At 71.3% G+C, this 17,359-nt stretch carries 17 protein-coding genes; 9 read left to right on the top strand and 8 right to left on the bottom strand.

The genetic code is table 11. The annotated features are described in order from the left end of the window. Nucleotides 1-66: 66 nt before the first annotated feature. Nucleotides 67-657 (top strand): N-acetylmuramoyl-L-alanine amidase, encoded by a 591-nt coding sequence (locus tag AB0398_RS02800; RefSeq protein WP_366371813.1) that lies wholly within the window; start codon nt 67-69, stop codon nt 655-657. A 58-nt stretch (nt 658-715) separates the two neighbouring features. Further along, nucleotides 716-1,636, top strand: coding sequence for a pyridoxal-phosphate dependent enzyme (locus AB0398_RS02795; protein ID WP_366371812.1), 921 nt, complete (start codon nt 716-718; stop codon nt 1,634-1,636). Here AB0398_RS02795 and AB0398_RS02790 read toward each other — a convergent pair. After that, the gene (locus tag AB0398_RS02790; protein ID WP_366371810.1) at nt 1,612-3,210 is read right to left on the bottom strand and encodes a Na+/H+ antiporter; all 1,599 of its coding nucleotides are present in this window, start codon (nt 3,208-3,210) and stop codon (nt 1,612-1,614) included. The two genes, AB0398_RS02795 and AB0398_RS02790, sit on opposite strands and share 25 nt — an antisense overlap. A 58-nt stretch (nt 3,211-3,268) precedes the next feature. On the opposite strand from AB0398_RS02790, the gene AB0398_RS02785 reads away from it, so the two are divergent. The 3 genes from AB0398_RS02785 to AB0398_RS02775 all read left to right on the top strand — a co-directional run bounded on the left by AB0398_RS02785 (nt 3,269) and on the right by AB0398_RS02775 (nt 5,247). Next, nucleotides 3,269-3,529: a UBP-type zinc finger domain-containing protein gene (locus AB0398_RS02785; protein WP_366371808.1), complete on the top strand. Its 261-nt coding sequence runs from the start codon at nt 3,269-3,271 to the stop codon at nt 3,527-3,529. A gap of 273 nt (nt 3,530-3,802) precedes the next feature. Continuing rightward, nucleotides 3,803-4,216 carry an anti-sigma regulatory factor gene (locus AB0398_RS02780; RefSeq protein ID WP_019889334.1) on the top strand — a complete coding sequence of 138 codons (414 nt, stop codon included), beginning with the start codon at nt 3,803-3,805 and terminating at the stop codon, nt 4,214-4,216. After that, nucleotides 4,105-5,247: a SigB/SigF/SigG family RNA polymerase sigma factor gene (locus AB0398_RS02775; protein ID WP_366372340.1), complete on the top strand. Its 1,143-nt coding sequence runs from the start codon at nt 4,105-4,107 to the stop codon at nt 5,245-5,247. The genes AB0398_RS02780 and AB0398_RS02775 overlap by 112 nt, the downstream gene beginning before the upstream one ends. A 172-nt stretch (nt 5,248-5,419) precedes the next feature. Here the strand turns inward: AB0398_RS02775 and AB0398_RS02770 are convergent, their stop codons facing one another. After that, complete coding sequence (locus AB0398_RS02770; RefSeq protein ID WP_366371806.1) at nt 5,420-5,884, bottom strand: hypothetical protein; 465 nt, start codon at nt 5,882-5,884, stop codon at nt 5,420-5,422. 102 nt (nt 5,885-5,986) lie between these two features. Here AB0398_RS02770 and AB0398_RS02765 point away from each other — a divergent pair, with 102 nt between their 5' ends. Together AB0398_RS02765 and AB0398_RS02760 are read left to right on the top strand one after the other, a co-directional pair. Beyond that, nucleotides 5,987-6,955 (top strand): diacylglycerol kinase family protein, encoded by a 969-nt coding sequence (locus AB0398_RS02765; protein ID WP_366371804.1) that lies wholly within the window; start codon nt 5,987-5,989, stop codon nt 6,953-6,955. 317 nt (nt 6,956-7,272) lie between these two features. Further along, nucleotides 7,273-7,530, top strand: coding sequence for a WhiB family transcriptional regulator (locus AB0398_RS02760; protein ID WP_003953983.1), 258 nt, complete (start codon nt 7,273-7,275; stop codon nt 7,528-7,530). Between the two features lie 225 nt (nt 7,531-7,755). Here AB0398_RS02760 and AB0398_RS02755 read toward each other — a convergent pair whose 3' ends face one another. Both AB0398_RS02755 and AB0398_RS02750 read right to left on the bottom strand, forming a co-directional pair. After that, nucleotides 7,756-9,222, bottom strand: a complete 1,467-nt coding sequence (locus AB0398_RS02755) for a histidine kinase N-terminal domain-containing protein (protein ID WP_366371802.1) — start codon at nt 9,220-9,222, stop codon at nt 7,756-7,758. A gap of 350 nt (nt 9,223-9,572) precedes the next feature. Then, the gene (locus AB0398_RS02750) at nt 9,573-10,178 is read right to left on the bottom strand and encodes a TetR/AcrR family transcriptional regulator (RefSeq protein WP_366371801.1); all 606 of its coding nucleotides are present in this window, start codon (nt 10,176-10,178) and stop codon (nt 9,573-9,575) included. 83 nt (nt 10,179-10,261) lie between these two features. Between AB0398_RS02750 and AB0398_RS02745 the strand changes: the two genes are divergently transcribed. Then, nucleotides 10,262-11,011: an SDR family oxidoreductase gene (locus AB0398_RS02745; protein WP_366371799.1), complete on the top strand. Its 750-nt coding sequence runs from the start codon at nt 10,262-10,264 to the stop codon at nt 11,009-11,011. Nucleotides 11,012-11,242: 231 nt separating this feature from the next. Next, nucleotides 11,243-12,028, top strand: a complete 786-nt coding sequence (nagB, locus tag AB0398_RS02740; RefSeq protein ID WP_366371797.1) for a glucosamine-6-phosphate deaminase — start codon at nt 11,243-11,245, stop codon at nt 12,026-12,028. Nucleotides 12,029-12,219: 191 nt separating this feature from the next. Here nagB and AB0398_RS02735 read toward each other — a convergent pair whose 3' ends face one another. The 4 genes from AB0398_RS02735 to AB0398_RS02720 all read right to left on the bottom strand — a co-directional run bounded on the left by AB0398_RS02735 (nt 12,220) and on the right by AB0398_RS02720 (nt 17,061). After that, the gene (locus AB0398_RS02735; protein WP_366371795.1) at nt 12,220-13,743 is read right to left on the bottom strand and encodes a glycoside hydrolase family 3 N-terminal domain-containing protein; all 1,524 of its coding nucleotides are present in this window, start codon (nt 13,741-13,743) and stop codon (nt 12,220-12,222) included. An 8-nt stretch (nt 13,744-13,751) separates the two neighbouring features. Beyond that, nucleotides 13,752-14,588, bottom strand: coding sequence for a carbohydrate ABC transporter permease (locus AB0398_RS02730; RefSeq protein ID WP_366372339.1), 837 nt, complete (start codon nt 14,586-14,588; stop codon nt 13,752-13,754). A 26-nt stretch (nt 14,589-14,614) separates the two neighbouring features. Continuing rightward, the gene (locus AB0398_RS02725; RefSeq protein ID WP_366371793.1) at nt 14,615-15,637 is read right to left on the bottom strand and encodes a sugar ABC transporter permease; all 1,023 of its coding nucleotides are present in this window, start codon (nt 15,635-15,637) and stop codon (nt 14,615-14,617) included. 131 nt (nt 15,638-15,768) lie between these two features. Continuing rightward, nucleotides 15,769-17,061 carry an extracellular solute-binding protein gene (locus AB0398_RS02720; RefSeq protein ID WP_366371791.1) on the bottom strand — a complete coding sequence of 431 codons (1,293 nt, stop codon included), beginning with the start codon at nt 17,059-17,061 and terminating at the stop codon, nt 15,769-15,771. Nucleotides 17,062-17,359 lie beyond the last annotated feature (298 nt).

The following is a 17,359-nucleotide window of genomic DNA, read 5'->3' as shown; positions in this document are numbered from 1 at the left end:
GGATGGCGGCGGAGCGGTGGACTCCGGTACTCCGGAGGTCCACCCGTCCCCCGGAAGGAGTCGGCCATGGCTGCACCCATGTCCGCGAACAGGTTCCTCACCGCGCTGCGCAACGAAGGCCTCACGGTCGTCCAGGTCGGCGACTGGTCCACCCACAACCGCAACCACAAGGGCCCCTGGGGTCCGGTGCACGGCGTGATGATCCACCACACCGTGACCCGGGGCACCGCCGGCACCGTCCGGATCTGCCGGGACGGCTACGCGGGCCTGCCGGGGCCGCTCTGCCACGGCGTGATCGCCAAGGACGGCACGGTCCACCTCGTCGGCTACGGGCGCGCCAACCACGCCGGGCTCGGCGACGACGAGGTGCTCCGGGCGGTCATCGCCGAGCGGCGCCTGCCGCCCGACGACGAGACCACCACGGACGGCAACCGGCACTTCTACGGCTTCGAGTGCGAGAACCTCGGGGACGGCGTGGACCCGTGGCCGAAGGTCCAGCTCGACGCCATCGCGAAGGCTGCCGCGGCCGTGTGCCGGGTGCACGGCTGGACCCACCGGTCGGTCATCGGCCACCTGGAGTGGCAACCGGGGAAGTCGGACCCCAGAGGCTTCACGATGGGCTCCATGCGGGAGCGGATCGCCGAGCGGATGCGGTAGCCGGAGCCGGGCACCGGGGCTTCCGGGCTTCCGGGCTTCCGGGCGACACAATGGTCCCGTGAACGCGTTCGACCCCTCCCGGCTGCGGCCCCGGCTCCCCTCACCTCTGGAACCGCTGGAGGACAAACGTTTCGCCCGGCGGGGCCTCACGCTGCTCCTGAAGCGCGAGGACCTCATCCACCCCGACCTGCCGGGCAACAAGTGGCGCAAGCTCGCGCTCAACCTGGAGGCGGCGGCCGGGCGGCCCGTGCTCACCTTCGGCGGGGCGTACTCCAACCACCTGCGGGCGACGGCGGCCGCCGGCCGACTGCTCGGCTTCCCCACGGTCGGGGTGGTCCGGGGCGACGAACTGGCCGGCCGGCCGCTCAACCCGTCCCTCGCGCGGTGCGCGGCGGACGGGATGCGCCTGGAGTTCGTGGACCGGGCCACGTACCGCGCGAAGAACGACCCCGCCGTCCTCGCCGCGCTCCTGGAGCGCGCCCCCGCGGGCGCGTACGTGGTCCCGGAGGGCGGCAGCAACGCGCTCGCCGTGCGCGGCTGCGCGGAGCTGGGCCGGGAGCTCGCGGGGGCGGCGGACGCGGTCGCCGTCGCCTGCGGCACGGGCGGCACCCTGGCGGGCCTCGCGGCCGGTCTCGCCCCCGGGCAGCGGGCCCTCGGCTTCCCGGTCCTCAAGGGGGGCTTCCTGGGCGGGGAGGTCCGGGCCCTCCAGGAGGCGGCGTACGGCGGTCCGCGCGGCGACTGGTCCCTGGACGAGCGCTTCCACGGCGGCGGCTACGCGCGCGTGTCCCCGGCTCTGGAGGCGTTCACACGGGATTTCGAGGAACGGCATGAACTCGCCATCGAGCGACTATATGTGGCCAAAATGCTGCACGGCCTCGTGACCCTGGCGGAGGAGGACGCCTTTCCGCCGGACACCCGGATCGCGGCGGTGGTCACGGGCGCCCCGGACGGGGTTCAGCCGTCCGTCTCCTCCCGGTAGGCGGCCGCCTCCTCCAGGTCGAGGCGGCGGAGCAGGGTGCGCATCATCTCGTCGTCGATCCGGCGCTCGTCGCGCAGCCGCACGAAGACCTCGCGCTCGGCGTCGATCATCTCGCCCGAGAGGCGCCGGTAGGTGTCGTCGGCGGTCTCCCCGGTGGCCTCGTTGACCGCTCCGAGCCGCTCCCAGACCGCGTTGCGGCGCCGGTCGAGGACGGTGCGCAGCCGGTCGGCGAGGGGCTGCGGCAGGGCGTTGCGCTCGTCCGCGAGGAGGGCGTCGAGGCGCTCCTCGGCGGCCCGCGAGGCCTCGCTCTGGGCCTGTGCCTCGGCCAGCGTCTCGGCGTACCGGTCGCGGCCGGGCAGCTTCAGGAGCCGGATGAGGGGCGGCAGGGTCAGGCCCTGCACCACCAGGGTGCCGATCACGGTGGTGAAGGTGAGGAAGAGGACGAGGTTGCGGGCCGGGAACTCCTCCCCGTCGGCGACCACGGGGATGGAGAAGGCGATGGCGAGGGAGACCACTCCGCGCATGCCGGCCCAGCCGACGACGAGCGGCGCCCGCCAGTCCACCCCCGGCTCCCGCTCCCGGACGCGGGCGGAGAGCCACCGGGGCAGGAAGGTCGCCGGGTAGACCCAGACGAAGCGGACGAGGACGACGGCGACGAAGACGCCGACCGCGTACCCGGCGGCCTCTCCGACGCCGTACCGGCCGAGCCCCTGGACGACGTACGGGAGTTGGAGGCCGATCAGGGCGAAGACGGCGGATTCCAGGATGAAGGCCACCATCTTCCACACGGCCTCGTCCTGGAGCCGCGTCGCGAAGTCGACCTGCCAGGCGCGGTGGCCGAGGAAGAGGCCGACCACGACGACGGCGAGGACCCCGGAGGCGCCGACCTCCTCGGCGGCCGCGTAGGCGACGAAGGGGATGAGGAGCGAGAGGATGCTCCGGAGCAGGGAGTCCGTCAGGTGGACGCGGAGCCAGTGGATGGGAACCATCAGGACCAGGCCGACGCCGACGCCGCCGACGGCCGCGAGCGCGAACTCCCCGATCCCGCCGGCCCAGCTGACGCCCTCGCCGACGGCCGCCGCGAGGGCGACCTTGTAGGCGGTGATCGCGGTGGCGTCGTTCACCAGGGACTCGCCCTGGAGGATCGTGGTGATCCGGTTCGGCAGGCCCAGCTTGCGGGCGATGGCGGTGGCGGCGACCGCGTCCGGCGGGGCGATCACCGCGCCGAGCACGAGGGCGGCGGTGAGCGGCAGGTCGGGCACCAGGACGTACGCGAGCCAGCCGACGGCCACGGTGGCGAAGAGGACGTACCCGACGGAGAGCAGGGCGACCGGCCGGACGTTGGCCCGCAGGTCGAGGTAGGAGGACTCGACGGCGGCCGTGTAGAGGAGCGGGGGCAGGATCAGCGGCAGCACCACGTGCGGGTCGAGCGTGTAGTCGGGGACGCCCGGGACGTACGAGGCGGCGAGGCCGGCCGCGACCAGGAGCAGCGGGGCGGGCACCGGGGTCCGGCGGGCCGCCCCCGCGATCGCGGCGCTCGCCGCCACCAGTCCCACCAGTTGCAGTGCGTCCATGCCCGTCCCCGCCCGTCCTCTCGTCCCGTACCCCGTGCCGCAACGTAACCTGGCCATCATGAGCGAGTGCCCGCACCTTGCCGAACTGCCGCGCCCCGAGCCGGCCCCGCTGTCCGACACCTGCCCCGAGTGCCTGGCGGACGGCACGCATCCGGTCCAGCTCCGCCTCTGCCTGACCTGCGGGCACGTGGGGTGCTGCGACTCCTCGGCGGGGCGGCACGCGACGGCGCACTTCTCCTCGACCGGACACCCGGTGATGCGGACCTTCGAGCCGGGCGAGCGGTGGCGCTGGTGCTTCGCGGACGGGGCGATCGTCTGACGGTTGGGCGTCTAGCGGTTCGACGGGCTCCCGCTTGGGTACGTCACCCATCCGCCGGTCGCTCGGTTCCGTCGTCCACAGGCCTCCGCACACCGTCCGCACCCATGGGCCTACCATGGGTGACGGGCCGTGACGGGGGCGGGGAACGCACGGCGACACGGCGGGACGGATCGCGATAGCGTCACGGCGGACTGCGCAGCCCCCTGCGTACCGCCCGGTTCGGGGGCCTCTCCCCCGGGCCCCGAATGAGTTTGTGCCACCTTGGAGGTGAGGGTGTCCCAGATCGCAGGCGAGCCCGGGACCCAGGACTTCGTGGAAGTCCGGCTGCCCGCTGCGGGTGCCTATCTGTCCGTGCTGCGTACGGCCACGGCCGGCCTCGCGGCGCGCTTGGACTTCACCCTCGACGAGATCGAGGACTTGCGGATCGCGGTCGACGAGGCCTGCGCCATCCTGCTCCAGCAGGCCGTGCCGGGATCCGTCCTCAGCTGCGTCTTCCGGCTGGTCGACGACTCGCTGGACGTGACGGTCTCCGCCCCGACTACGGACGGCCGCGCTCCCGAGCGGGACACCTTCGCCTGGACGGTGCTGTCGGCGCTGGCCGGGAAGGTGGAGTCGTCGGTGGCCGACGACCGCACGGTCTCGATCAGCCTGTACAAACAGCGCGGCGCGGGGCCAGGCCCGGCGTGAGGAGCGGGGACGCGACGGCCGGCCTCCCCGGGCAGAAGGCGCGGCCGCATGAGGGCGCTACGGAGCGGGCGGACCAGATGAGCGAGCACGAGCAGCAGCACGAGGGTGCCGGGGCACCGGGCGGCCCCGAGGCCCCTGCCGTCCCCGCGGCCCTCGCGGGCCCCGAGGGTCCCGCGGAGGCTTCCGGGGCCCCGAAGTCCGAGGATGAGGGTGCGGCCGGGGCGCGGGAGGACGACGGGGCCGACGAGGCGCCGGAGGTCCCCGCCGTCCCCGCCCCGCACGACCGGAGCGGCGCCCGCGCCCTCTTCGTCGAGCTGCGCGAGCTGCCGGAGGGCTCCCCCGAGAAGGCGGAGCTGCGCAACCGGCTGGTGCGGATGCACCTGCCGCTGGTGGAGCACCTGGCCCGGCGCTTCCGCAACCGCGGCGAGCCGCTGGACGACCTGACGCAGGTGGCGACGATCGGCCTGATCAAGTCGGTGGACCGGTTCGACCCGGAGCGCGGGGTCGAGTTCTCGACGTACGCGACCCCGACGGTCGTCGGCGAGATCAAGCGCCACTTCCGGGACAAGGGCTGGGCGGTACGGGTGCCCCGCCGGCTCCAGGAGCTGCGGCTCTCGCTGACCACGGCGACGGCGGAGCTCTCCCAGCAGCACGGCCGCTCCCCGACGGTGCACGAGCTGGCCGAGCGGCTGGGGATCTCGGAGGAGGAGGTCCTGGAGGGTCTGGAGTCGGCGAACGCCTACTCGACGCTCTCCCTGGACGTCCCCGACACCGACGACGAGTCGCCGGCGGTGGCGGACACGCTGGGCGCGGAGGACGAGGCCCTGGAGGGGGTCGAGTACCGCGAGTCCCTCAAACCGCTCCTGGAGGACCTGCCGCCCCGGGAGAAGCGGATCCTGCTGCTGCGCTTCTTCGGGAACATGACCCAGTCGCAGATCGCGCAGGAGGTCGGCATCTCGCAGATGCACGTCTCCCGGCTGCTCGCCCGGACGCTCGCGCAGCTGCGGGAGAAGCTGCTGGTGGAGGAGTAGAAGCTCCTGGCGGAGAAGTAGGGCTCCTGGTGGAGGAGCGGGACTCCTGGTGGAGGAGCAGGGCTCCTGGCCGAGGAGCGGAACTCCTGGCCGAGGAGTAGGACCCGCCGCTATCCAGTCACAGCGTTCACAGAGCGCCGCTGTTCACAGGGGGCCACGCACGGGGTGCCGCTCACGGGGTGTCCTGGCCGGGACGCCGGATGCCGAGCGCCTCGGTCGTGGCCGGGCTCACCAGGAGGACGAGCCCGGTGACGGCCAGGACGCCGAGGACGGCGCCCGCCGGGATCATCGCGCTGTTCGCCTGGAGCATCTGCCAGGCGACCGGCAGGGCCAGGATCTGGGTGATGACGGCCGGGCCGCGGCTCCAGGAGCGGCGCAGCCACAGGCCGCGGGCGGCGGCGAGCGGGATCAGACCGAGTGCGACGAGCGTCACGGCGCCCGTCACCGCGCCGGTGAGGTCGCCGGACGTCCCGGTCAGGGCCCTCACCAGCATGTACAGGCCCCCGGCGACGAGGCCGAGCGCCTCGACACCGGCCACGGCCGCCGCGGCGGCGAGACGGGCGGGACGGGAGGTGTGCTCCGGGTCGCCGACGGGGGTCTCCGTACCGCCGGCGGGGGTCTGCTCCGTACTGCTCATGGAAGGCAGGGTAGCGGGGGCACCGCCGGGACCGCCGGGGCCGGGTGCCGCCGGACGGGCCGGGGCTGGGCCGGGTACCGCCGGGTAGGTACGCTGGCGACCATGCGCGCACTTCTCGTGGTCAACCCGGCAGCCACCACCACCAGTGCCCGCACCCGTGACGTCCTCATCCACGCCCTTGCCAGCGAGATGAAGCTGGAGGCGATCACCACCGAGTACCGCGGACACGCGCGTGACCTGGGCCGACAGGCCGCCGACTCCGGGAACGTCGATCTGGTCGTGGCCCTCGGCGGGGACGGCACAGTCAACGAGGTGGTCAACGGACTGCTGCACGGCGGACCCGATCCGGACCGGCTGCCGGGCCTCGCGGTCGTCCCCGGCGGGTCGACCAACGTCTTCGCCCGCGCGCTCGGACTGCCGAACGACGCCGTGGAGGCGACCGGCGCCCTGCTCGACGCGCTGCGTGAGGAGCGGACACGCACGGTGAGCCTCGGGCTCGCCTCCGGGGCGCCGGGCACGGAGGACGAGTCCGTGCCGTCCCGCTGGTTCACCTTCTGCGCCGGCCTGGGTTTCGACGCGAGCGTCATCGGCCGGGTCGAACAGCAGCGGGAGCGCGGGAAGAGATCCACGCACGCCCTCTATCTGCGCCAGGTGGTGCGCCAGTTCCTGGGGGAGACGAACCGCCGGCACGGCACGATCACCTTGGAGCGCCCCGGCGAGGAGCCGGTCGAGGACCTGGTCCTCTCCATAATCTGCAACACCTCTCCCTGGACCTACCTGGGCAATCGCCCGGTGTACGCGTCTCCGGAGGCCTCCTTCGAAACCGCGCTCGACGTACTCGGGCTGAGGCGTCTCTCTACCCCCGCCGTCGCCCGGTATGCCACCCAGTTGCTCACTTCGTCCCCGGAGCGCGGGCCCCGCGGCAAGCACGCGGTCTCCCTGCACGACCTGACCGACTTCACCTTGCATTCGAAGGTCCCCCTCCCCCTCCAGATGGACGGAGACCACCTCGGACTGCGTACGAGCGTGGCGTTCACAGGCGTTCGCCGTGCACTGCGTGTGATTGTGTGAGTCGAAGGGCCCAAAGTCCTTTCACTCGAACGTTTAGACGCGCATCCACCCCTAAGAAGTACGGCTGTGACCTAGCCGACACCGAGGAATCAAAAAAAACTTTCCGGAAGGGGTTGTATCCGCTGCCGAGGTTTGCGAGTCTCTTCTTGGCGATCGGGACGGCCCGCAAGACCGGCCTCCACTGAGAGCCAGAACCCCTCCTCAGTCCAAGGACCACACCAGTTCATCTGGCAGTCGGCCCTTCCCTTGCGGGGGGATTCGTGAAAGCGTTCACATTCACAAGCAACCTGCACGTAATACCAAGAGAGGTAGCAGCCATGGACTGGCGTCACAACGCCGTTTGTCGTGAGGAAGACCCCGAGCTGTTCTTCCCCATCGGCAACACCGGTCCTGCGCTGCTGCAGATCGAGGAAGCCAAGGCCGTCTGCCGTCGCTGCCCCGTCATGGAGCAGTGCCTGCAGTGGGCGCTCGAGTCCGGCCAGGACTCCGGCGTCTGGGGTGGCCTCAGCGAGGACGAGCGCCGCGCGATGAAGCGTCGTGCCGCTCGCAACCGGGCGCGCAACGCCAGCGCCTGACGCCCCACTTACAGCCTCAGGCGAGCGGCGCACACATCGCGTGTGCAATCACCGCCCTTGAGTCGCAGCGCGCAGCAGTAACCCACAGCATTCGAGCCCCGGACCGAATTCCCTTCGGTCCGGGGCTCGCTGCTGTGCTCTCCGGCGATTCCGGTTTCTGGCGGTTCCGGGCTCCAGCCGTTCCGGTCTCCGCCGGGATTCCGGCGGAGACCGTTTCCGCGGGGCCTACTTCTGGGACCGGACGGGAATGTCGAGGACCACCTTCGTGCCGCGCTCGGTGCCCGGCAGCATGTCGAAGGTTCCGCCCAACTCCCCTTCCACCAGGGTCCGTACGATCTGGAGGCCGAGGTTCCCGGCGCGCTGCGGGTCGAAGCCCTCGGGCAGGCCGCAGCCGTCGTCCTTGACCGTGATGAGGAGGCGGGCGTCTGCCCGGGCCTCGCCGCGGACGGCGGAGACCTCGACCGTGCCCCGTTCCCCCTGCGCGAAGGCGTGTTCGAGCGCGTTCTGCAGGACCTCGGTCAGGACCATGGAGAGCGGGGTGGCGACCTCGGCGTCGAGGATGCCGAAGCGGCCGTTGCGCCGGCAGGTCACCTTGCCCGGGGAGATCTCCGCGACCATCGCGATGACACGGTCGGCGATCTCGTCGAACTCCACGCGCTCGTCCAGGTTCTGGGACAGCGTCTCGTGGACGATGGCGATCGAACCGACGCGCCGCACGGCCTCGTCGAGGGCCTCGCGGCCCCGGTCGGAGTCCATCCGGCGGGCCTGGAGGCGGAGCAGGGCGGCCACGGTCTGGAGGTTGTTCTTCACCCGGTGGTGGATCTCCCGGATGGTGGCGTCCTTGGTGATCAACTCGCGCTCGCGGCGGCGCAGTTCGGTGACGTCCCGGAGCAGGACGAGCGAACCGATGCGGGTGCCCTTGGGCTTGAGCGGGATCGCCCGGAGCTGGATCACCCCGCCGTTGCCCTCGACCTCGAACTCGCGCGGCGCGTAGCCGGAGGCGAGGGTGACCAGGGCCTCGTCCACCGGGCCGCGCGAGGGCGCGAGTTCCGCGGTGATCTGGCCGAGGTGCTGGCCGACGAGGTCGGCGGCGAGGCCGAGTCGGTGGTACGCGGAGAGGGCGTTGGGCGAGGCGTACTGGACGATTCCCTCCGCGTCCAGGCGGACGAGACCGTCGCCGGCGCGGGGCGAGGAGTCCATGTCGACCTGCTCGCCGGAGAAGGGAAACGTTCCGGCGGCGATCATCTGGGCGAGGTCGGAGGCCGACTGGAGGTAGGTGAGCTCCAGGCGGGAGGGGGTGCGGACGGTCAGCAGGTTGGTGTTGCGGGCGATGACGCCGAGGACCCGGCCCTCGCGCCGCACGGGGATCGACTCGACCCGCACCGGGACCTCCTCGCGCCACTCCGGGTCGCCCTCGCGGACGATCCGGCCCTCGTCGAGGGCGGCGTCGAGCAGCGGCCGGCGGCCGCGCGGGACCAGGTGGCCGACCATGTCGTCCTGGTAGGAGGTGGGGCCGGTGTTCGGCCGCATCTGGGCGACGGAGACGTACCGCGTGCCGTCGAGGGTCGGGACCCAGAGGACGAGGTCGGCGAAGGAGAGGTCGGAGAGCAGCTGCCACTCCGACACCAGCAGGTGGAGCCACTCGAGGTCGGAGTCGCTCAGGGCGGTGTGCTGGCGCACGAGGTCGTTCATGGAGGGCACGATGCGAGCGTACCCGCGGAATTCAGGGGCGGTGAACCTGGATCTCCGGGGCCGCGTGTTGGAGTATGGGCCAGGAAACACCGCGTTCCCGTGGATGGACAGACAAGAATGGTCTAGTCCACAATGAACCGAACAGAGCCTCCATCCTCCCCGCACAGGAGGATGGAACGAGGTACCCGACGCTCTCTGCCCTGACTGCGTCGAGACCTCCCACACGGCCGAGGGACCGCACACCCCCGGCCGAGCAACTCCGGGCTGCGGTGCCGGGCGGGCCGAGGGTCCCGCCGGGCGCCGCGGCCCGCGGGTGTTTCCGGGGCCGCGATCCCCCCCCGGACCCGGGCCTACTCCCCCGCCTCCGCCGGCCAGGCGCGCATCGCCGCCTCGGCCACGGCCGTGAGCTCCTCCGCCGTCGCCCCGTCGCGGGCCTGCTGCGACATGCCCTGGAGGACGGCGCCGCTGAAGCGGGCGAGGGCTCGCGGGTCGGTGCCGGCCGGGAGCTCGCCGGACTCCACGCCCCGGCGGATCCGCTCCTCGAAGAAAGCCAGGCTGGCGTTCCTGCGGTCGCGCAGGGCCTCCTCGACCTCGGGGGTCGAGCAGTTGGTCGCGGCGGAGATCATCAGGCAGCCGCGGGGGTGGCCGGGCTCGGTGAAGAGCTCGGCGGCCTCGCCCAGCATGCGCCCGACGGCGCCCCGGGCGGTCGGCTCCTCGGCGAAGGCGCGGCCGCCGTAGGCGCCGTACGAGAGCGCGTACGCCTCGACGACCTCCTCGAAGAGGGTCTTCTTGTCCCCGAAGGCGGCGTAGAGGCTGGGCGCGCTGATGCCCATGGCGCGGGTGAGGTCGGAGACGGAGGTCGTCTCGTAGCCGTGCTCCCAGAAGGCCATCGTGGCCCGTTCCAGGGCCGTGGGCCGGTCGAAGGAGCGGGGGCGGCCGCGCTGTCTCGTCACCATGGAGTGAATTCTATAGCGCACGCTACGGAAGTGGGGTACGGTCTTTACGTAACGACCGCTACAGATATAAGGGGGGCGTCGCCATGGGCGTGCTCACGGGGAAGACGGCACTGGTCACGGGCGCGAGCCGGGGCATCGGGCGGGGGATCGCCGAGCGGCTGGGGCGCGACGGGGCGCGGGTCGCGGTGCACTACGGGACGAACGAGGCGGCGGCGAAGGAGACGGTCGCGGCGATCGAAGCGGTCGGCGGCGAGGCGTTCGCGCTCGGCCAGGAGCTGGGGGTGCCGGGGGACGCGGCGGCGCTCTGGGCGGCCTTCGACGCGCGGGCGGACGGGCTGGACATCCTGGTGAACAACGCGGGGATCGGTGCGTCGAACCCCTTCGCGACGATCGCCGAGGAGGAGTTCGAGCGGGTCTTCGCGGTGAACACGAAGGCCCCGTTCTTCCTGGCGCGGCTCGGCGCGGAGCGACTGCGGGACGGGGGCCGGATCGTCAACGTGTCGACGGGGCTGACGAGGACGGCGCTGATGCCGGACCTGATCGCCTACTCGATGTCGAAGGGGGCGCTGGACGTCCTCACGCGGGACCTGTCGAAGCTGCTGGGCCCGCGCGGGATCACGGTCAACTCGGTGGCGCCCGGGATCGTGGCGACGGACAACACGGCGTGGCTGGAGAACGACGAGGAGACCAGGACGCGGGCGGCGGGGTACTCGGCGCTGGGCGGGATCGGAAGCACGGCCGAGATAGCCGACGTGGTGGCCTTCCTGGCCTCGGACGACGCGCGATGGGTGACGGGCGCCTGGATCGACGCCACGGGGGGCTCGCTGACCTGAGCCACCGGGGCCTGGATCGACACCACGGGGGGGCACTGACCTGAGCCGCCGGAGGGCCGCGCGTCCGGAGCCCGACTGGCTGGCGGGGCGGGTGCGGCAGACGATGGGAGCGGGGCCGTCCGGGGGGCGGAACGGCATGGGAGGGAGGGCTCTCCTCTGCTAGATTTGACCTTAGATTGGTCTATACCACCGGACCCCTTCCCAGCCCCTCACCAGATCGGCAGGCACAGCGTGGAAGTTGTCATCGTCAAGGACGCCGAGGCGGGCGGAGAGCTCATCGCGGACGGCATCGCCGACCTCCTGCGCCGCAAGCCCGACGCGCTGCTCGGCGTGGCCACCGGCTCGACTCCGCTGCCCATCTACAAGGCCCTGATCGCCAAGGTCGGGGACGGCGCGGTGGACGCCTCGCGGGCCCGGATCGCCCAGCTGGACGAGTACGTCGGCCTCCCCGCCGGGCACCCGGAGTCGTACCGCTCCACCGTGCTCCGGCAGGTCGTCGAGCCGCTCGGGCTCTCCCCGGAGGCCTTCATGGGCCCCGACGGCTCCGCCGAGGACGTCCAGGCGGCCTGCGAGGAGTACGACCGGGCCCTGCGCGAGGCCGGCGGCGTGGACCTCCAGATCCTCGGCATCGGCACCGACGGGCACATCGGCTTCAACGAGCCGTGCTCCTCGCTCGCCTCCCGGACCCGGATCAAGACGCTCACCGAGCAGACCCGGGTGGACAACGCGCGCTTCTTCGACGACGACATCGAGCAGGTGCCGCACCACGTCATCACCCAGGGCATCGGCACCATCCTGGAGGCCCGCCACCTGGTGCTGCTCGCCACCGGCGAGGGCAAGGCCGAGGCCGTGGCGCAGACCGTCGAGGGCCCGGTGGCGGCGCTCGTGCCGGCCTCCGCGCTCCAGCTCCACCCGCACGCCACGGTCGTCGTGGACGAGGCCGCCGCCTCCAAGCTGAAGCTCGCGGACTACTTCCGCCACACCTTCGCGAACAAGCCCGCCTGGCAGGGCATCTGAGAACTGCCGGAACCCCGGTGACAGCACGAAGGGGCCCGGCACCTGAGAGCAGGTGCCGGGCCCCTTCGCGTACGGAGTCGGCGGGAAGCCGTCGGGCTCCGGTGCCGGGTCGCTTCGCCGTACGGCGTCGGCGGGAAGCCGTCAGGCCCCGGTACCGGACCCCTTCGCCGTGCGGCGCGCGCCGGGAGCCGTCAGGCTCCGGTGCCGACCACGGCCTCGGCGGCGGCGCGGCCGCAGACCCGGGCCGCGCCGTGCGTGGCGATGTGCAGGGCCCCGCGGGGCTCCGCCTCGTTGAGGCCCATCTCGACCACGACGGTGTCGGGGCGGGCCGCGAGGAGGCCGTCGAGGGCCCGGATCATCCACGGGTGCCGGTGGAGGTCGCGTACGACCGCCACCACGCGCCGCTCCCCCGCGTCGGCGAGGACGGACTCGGCGGAGGTCTCGTCGTACGAGCCGGTCTCCGTGCCGGGCAGCAGCCGCTCCAGCTCCGCCGCGATGCCCCAGGGCGTCTCGTCGCCGACGGCGAAGTTCGCGACCGGGGTGAAGGACGCCACGTAGGGGGCGCCGGTGATCGGGGTGTACGGACGCTCCCCGCGGGTCACCCTCAGGGCCCGGCGGGCGGCGACGAGTCCGATGCCGGCGCCGGGCGCGGTCCCCTCCTGCACTGCCGCGCCCGGCACCGATCCAGCCCCCCTGACCCGGTGCGCCTGGGTCCAGGCCGCCAGGGCGCGCACGCGCGCCGCGGCGTCGGCCAGCCGCTCCTCGGGCAGTTCACCGGTCCGTACCGCGTCGACGAGCGCGTCGCGCAGCCGCAGTACGGTGTCCTCGTCGCACAGCCCGCCGCCGACGCAGATGGCGTCGGCGCCCGCGGCGATGGCGAGGACGGATCCGCGCTCGATGCCGTACGTCGCCGAGACGGCCTGCATCTCCATGCCGTCGGTGACGATCAGCCCCTCGAAGCCCAGCTCCTGGCGCAGCAGACCGGTGAGGATCTGCGGGCTCAGGGTGGCCGGACGGTGCGGGTCGAGCGCGGAGAGAAGAATATGCGCGCTCATGACCGCTTTGGTACCCGCGGCGACGGCCGCGCGGAAAGGTACCAGCTCACGGGCGTGCAGTGTGGCGAGGTCCACATCGATCCGGGGCAGCGCGTCGTGGGAGTCGACGTTGGTGTCGCCGTGTCCGGGGAAGTGCTTCGTGCAGGCCGCGACCCCGACGCCCTGGAGGCCGTCGACGTACGCCACGGTGTGCCGGGCGACCAGGTCCGGGTCCGGCCCGAAGGACCGGACGCCGATGACCGGGTTCTCGGCGTTGGAGTTGACGTCGGCGGAGGGGGCCCAGTTGAGGTCCACCCCGCACTGCGCGAGCCGGCGGCCGAGCTCGCGGGCCACGGCCCGGGTGAGCTCGACGTCGTCGACGCTGCCGAGGGCGTAGTTGCCGGGGAAGGACGAGCCCTGCTTGACCTCCAGGCGGGTGACGTCGCCGCCCTCCTCGTCGATGGCGACGAGGACGTCGTCCCGCTCGGCCCTCAGCTGCGCGGTGAGCGCGGTGAGCTGCTCGGGGGTGACGATGTTCCGGCCGAAGAGGCCCACCGACGACAGGCCCTCGCCGATGCGGCGGAGCAGCCAGTCGGGGGCGGTGGTGCCGACGAAGCCGGGCTGGAGGACGGTGAGCGCGTCGCGGGTGAGCGTGTCCGAGGCGTGTACGAGAGTGGTCATGAGACCCGTTATCCCTTCACCGCGCCGGCGGTCATGCCGCCGACGGCCTTGCGCTGGAGGAAGATGAACACGACGAGCACGGGGAGCGCGAAGAGGGTCGAGGCGGCCATGGTGGCGCCCCAGTCGTTGCCGAAGGCGGTCTGGAACTGCGTCAGCCAGAGCGTGAGGGTCTGGTTCGTCTTGTCCTTGTTCAGGACGAGGACCATCGCGAACTCGTTCCAGGCGGTGATGAAGCCGAAGAGCGAGGTCGACATCAGACCGGGGGCGAGCAGCGGGAAGATCACCTTGCGGAAGGCCTGGCCGCGGGTGCAGCCGTCGATCTGCGCGGCCTCCTCCAGCTCGACCGGGACGGCGGCGATGAAGCCGCGCAGGGTCCAGATGGTGAAGGGCAGGACCATCACGAAGTAGATCGCCGTGAGCAGCGGGATGCTGTTCAGCATGTCGTTGTCGCGGGCGATCATGTACATCGCGATGACCATGACCTCCCAGGGGGCCATCTGCGCCATCATCACGATCAGGACGATGCCCTTGCGGCCCTTGAACTTCATGCGGGCGATCGCGAAGCTCGCGGCCAGGGCGACGAGCAGGGCCAGGAGGACGGCTCCGGCGGTGACGATCAGGCTGTTCGTGGCGTAGGTCCAGAACAGGTCGACGCCGGTGGCCGTGGAGTAGTTCTCGAAGGTCGGCTCGAAGAAGAAGACGGGATCCTTTGTCAGGATCTCGCTCTGCGGCTTCAGCGAGGACGAGAACATCCAGTAGACGGGGAAGACGAAGACCACGGCGACCACGAGGGCGGTGAGGTTCTTCGCCACCGTCGCCGGCCGGAGCGGGCTGCGGGTCCGCAGCTTCTGGGGGGTCGGGGTGGTGGTGCTCACTGCTCGTCCTCCTGCTTCAGGATCAGGCGGAAGTAGAAGGACATGGCCACGAGCAGCATCACGATGGTGAGGATCGAGATGGCGGCCGCGAGGCCGTAGTGCTGCTGGCCCATGCCCTCGATGTAGGCGAAGACCGGCAGGGTCTCGGAGGTCCGGTCGGGGCCGCCCTGGTTCATGGCGTAGACCTGGGTGAAGGCCTTGAAGATCCAGATGATCTCCAGGAACGTGGTGATCATGAAGAACGGCTTCAGGTTCGGGAAGACCACGGACCAGAAGGTGCGCCAGCCGCTCGCGCCGTCCATCCTGGCCGCCTCGTACAGCTCGGACCCGACCGTGGTCAGGGCGGCGTACATGTTGAGGGCCACGAAGGGGATCGATCCCCAGACGAGCAGGATCGTCACGATGACGAAGGTGGAGAAGCCGGTCTCGAACCAGTTGTGCTGCTCGTAGCCGGCGAAGCCGATCGACCGCATCAGCCAGTTGGCGACGCCGAACTGCTCGTCGAAGAGCCACTTGAAGACGGTGACCGAGGCGACGATCGGCATGGCCCAGGCGAACATCAGCGCCAGGGAGAGCACGAACCGCATCTTCTTGCCGAGGCGGTTGAGGAGCATGCCGATCAGCGTGCCGAACAGCATGACCAGGGCGACGTTGACGGCGGTGACGACGAGCGACCGGACGACGACGTTCCAGAAGTCGGGGTCGCTCAGCAGCTTGGTGTAGTTCTCGAAGCCGACCCAGGGCGTCTCGCGCCGGATCATCTCCCGCTTGTTGACCCCCTGGAAGGAGAGGATCACATTGCGGATCAGCGGGTAGAGGAGCAGCACCGCCATGGAGAGCAGGGCGGGCGTGACGAGCAGGTACGGCAGCAGCCCGCTGGGCAGGGAGCGCCTGCCACGCGGAGGCCGAAGGGATTCCTTCGCGCCGGAAGGGGGTGGCGGAGTCTGCGACTTCCCTGCCGCCCTCCCGGGCGCGTCCTGAGGAGCGGCGCTGGCCGTCCCCTGGGAGTCCACGGTCATGGTCTTCTTCCTCGCGGTTCTGGGGCTCCCGCGCCCACCGGGGCGCGGCCCGGGGGAGCGGGCCGCTGTTCACTGCAATGGCCGAATGGCGCGGCCGGTACGATCCGGCCGCGCCACCGGGGTGGTTACCGCTACTGGTTGAGACGCTCGGCGATGACCTTGTCGGCCTCGTCGCCGGCCTTCTTCGGGTCCTCGCCCTTCAGGACCTTGGTCATGTAGCCCTTGATCGGGTTGGGCTCGGTCTCGACGTTGGCCCAGCCCTCGGTGATCGGGGTGATGCGGCCGCTGTTCGCGGACTTCACCATCGCCTCGGCGAAGGAACCGGCCTCGGGCTGGATCTGCGCGGACGGGTCGTTCGGGACGATGCCGCCCTTGACGGCGGTGCCGTAGGACTGCATGCCCTTCTTGTTGGTGGCGAGGGTCAGCCACTCCTTCGCGAGGTCCTTGTTCTGCGAACGCTCGGCGACGGCGAGGTTCGAGCCGCCGAAGAACACGGAGCCCGGCTTGTCGGCCGTCTTGCCCGGGATCGGGAAGTAGCCGAAGTCGGCCGTCTTGCCGGCCTTCTTGATGGCGTCGATCGCGCCGCCGGCCTCCCAGCCGAGACCGATCCAGGACGCCACGCCGCCCTTGGGGACGATGTCGGTGGACTGCTGCGGGGTCGCCTCGTCCTTGTCCTTCGGAGCGGACGAGTAGGACTGCAGCTCCTTGTAGAAGTTGATGGCCGAGGCGGCCTCCGCGGTGCCGAGACCGCCCTTCCACTTGTCGCCGTCCTTGGTGGCGAGGTCGCCGCCCTCGTCCCACAGGAAGCCGGCGAAGACGTACCAGCTCTGGCCGGGCAGGTAGAGCGGCTGCGACTTCGGGTCGGAGGCCTTGAGCTTCTTCAGGCCGTCGATCCACTCGGCGCGGGTCTTCGGCGGCGTGACGCCCGCCTTCTTGAAGGCGGCCTTGTCGTAGATCACGGCGCGGTTGGCGGCCCACCACGGAGCGGCGTAGAGCTTGCCCTCCAGCTCGGCCGAGGGCTTGATGCCCTCGCTCCAGTTGGCGTAGCCGAGCTTGTCCTTGTCACCGGTGAGGTCGGCGAGACCGCCGGAGGCGGCGTAGCCCGTGGTCTGGGTGTTGCCGATCTCCAGGACGTCCGGCGGGGTGTTCTCGGAGAGCGCCGTGGTGACCTTGGTCTGGATGTCGGTCCACTGCTGCGTCTCGACCTTGACCTTGACGCCGGGGTGCGAGGCCTCGAACTCCTTGTTGACCCCGTCGATCCACTCCTTGGGAGCGGAACCGTCCATGACCCAGACGGTCAGGGTCTTGTCGCCCCCGGCCGTGCCCTTGTCGCCGTCCTTGGCCTTGTCGCTGTCGGAACCACATGCAGCGATGGAGACCATCATGCCCGCGACGCCGATCGCCGCGATGAGCTTGCGCTTCACGCCACCCTCCTCAGGGATGCCTGCAACCCCCCTGCCCACCGCGCGAAGACATACGTCGGGTATTGCTCGTGGGGCTGGGACCTGGTCTTTAATGGTTTAGACCAGTACCCGGAGCTTGGCCTAGACCTTTTTGGGTGTCAAGGGTGCGCAAGACGGGTATGGGCGTCCGTTATCGGACCGACACCTGGTCCAGACCGGCCACGACCGCAGGAATCGCGCCAGCCGGCGCCCTCCCGGGGAGGCCGCGCGCACCCCGGCGGCCCGGAGGACCCTTCCCGTCCCGCCGGAGGAAGCCTCT

The organism is Streptomyces sp. NPDC086147 (assembly GCF_040702165.1).
In the GTDB taxonomy this organism is placed as follows: Bacteria; Actinomycetota; Actinomycetes; order Streptomycetales; family Streptomycetaceae; genus Streptomyces.
This window is presented reverse-complemented; position numbering and strand designations above follow the sequence as displayed.

Excerpts from the sequence above, each read along its gene's own strand:
- AB0398_RS02745 (WP_366371799.1), top strand. The coding sequence starts at position 10,262 with ATGGGCGTGCTCACGGGGAAGACGGCACTGGTCACGGGCGCGAGCCGG.
- AB0398_RS02785 (WP_366371808.1), top strand. The coding sequence starts at position 3,269 with ATGAGCGAGTGCCCGCACCTTGCCGAACTGCCGCGCCCCGAGCCGGCC.
- AB0398_RS02760 (WP_003953983.1), top strand. The coding sequence starts at position 7,273 with ATGGACTGGCGTCACAACGCCGTTTGTCGTGAGGAAGACCCCGAGCTG.
- AB0398_RS02750 (WP_366371801.1), bottom strand. The coding sequence starts at position 10,178 with ATGGTGACGAGACAGCGCGGCCGCCCCCGCTCCTTCGACCGGCCCACG.
- AB0398_RS02725 (WP_366371793.1), bottom strand. The coding sequence starts at position 15,637 with ATGACCGTGGACTCCCAGGGGACGGCCAGCGCCGCTCCTCAGGACGCG.
- AB0398_RS02800 (WP_366371813.1), top strand. The coding sequence starts at position 67 with ATGGCTGCACCCATGTCCGCGAACAGGTTCCTCACCGCGCTGCGCAAC.
- AB0398_RS02765 (WP_366371804.1), top strand. The coding sequence starts at position 5,987 with ATGCGCGCACTTCTCGTGGTCAACCCGGCAGCCACCACCACCAGTGCC.
- AB0398_RS02755 (WP_366371802.1), bottom strand. The coding sequence starts at position 9,222 with ATGAACGACCTCGTGCGCCAGCACACCGCCCTGAGCGACTCCGACCTC.
- AB0398_RS02770 (WP_366371806.1), bottom strand. The coding sequence starts at position 5,884 with ATGAGCAGTACGGAGCAGACCCCCGCCGGCGGTACGGAGACCCCCGTC.
- AB0398_RS02790 (WP_366371810.1), bottom strand. The coding sequence starts at position 3,210 with ATGGACGCACTGCAACTGGTGGGACTGGTGGCGGCGAGCGCCGCGATC.
- AB0398_RS02735 (WP_366371795.1), bottom strand. The coding sequence starts at position 13,743 with ATGACCACTCTCGTACACGCCTCGGACACGCTCACCCGCGACGCGCTC.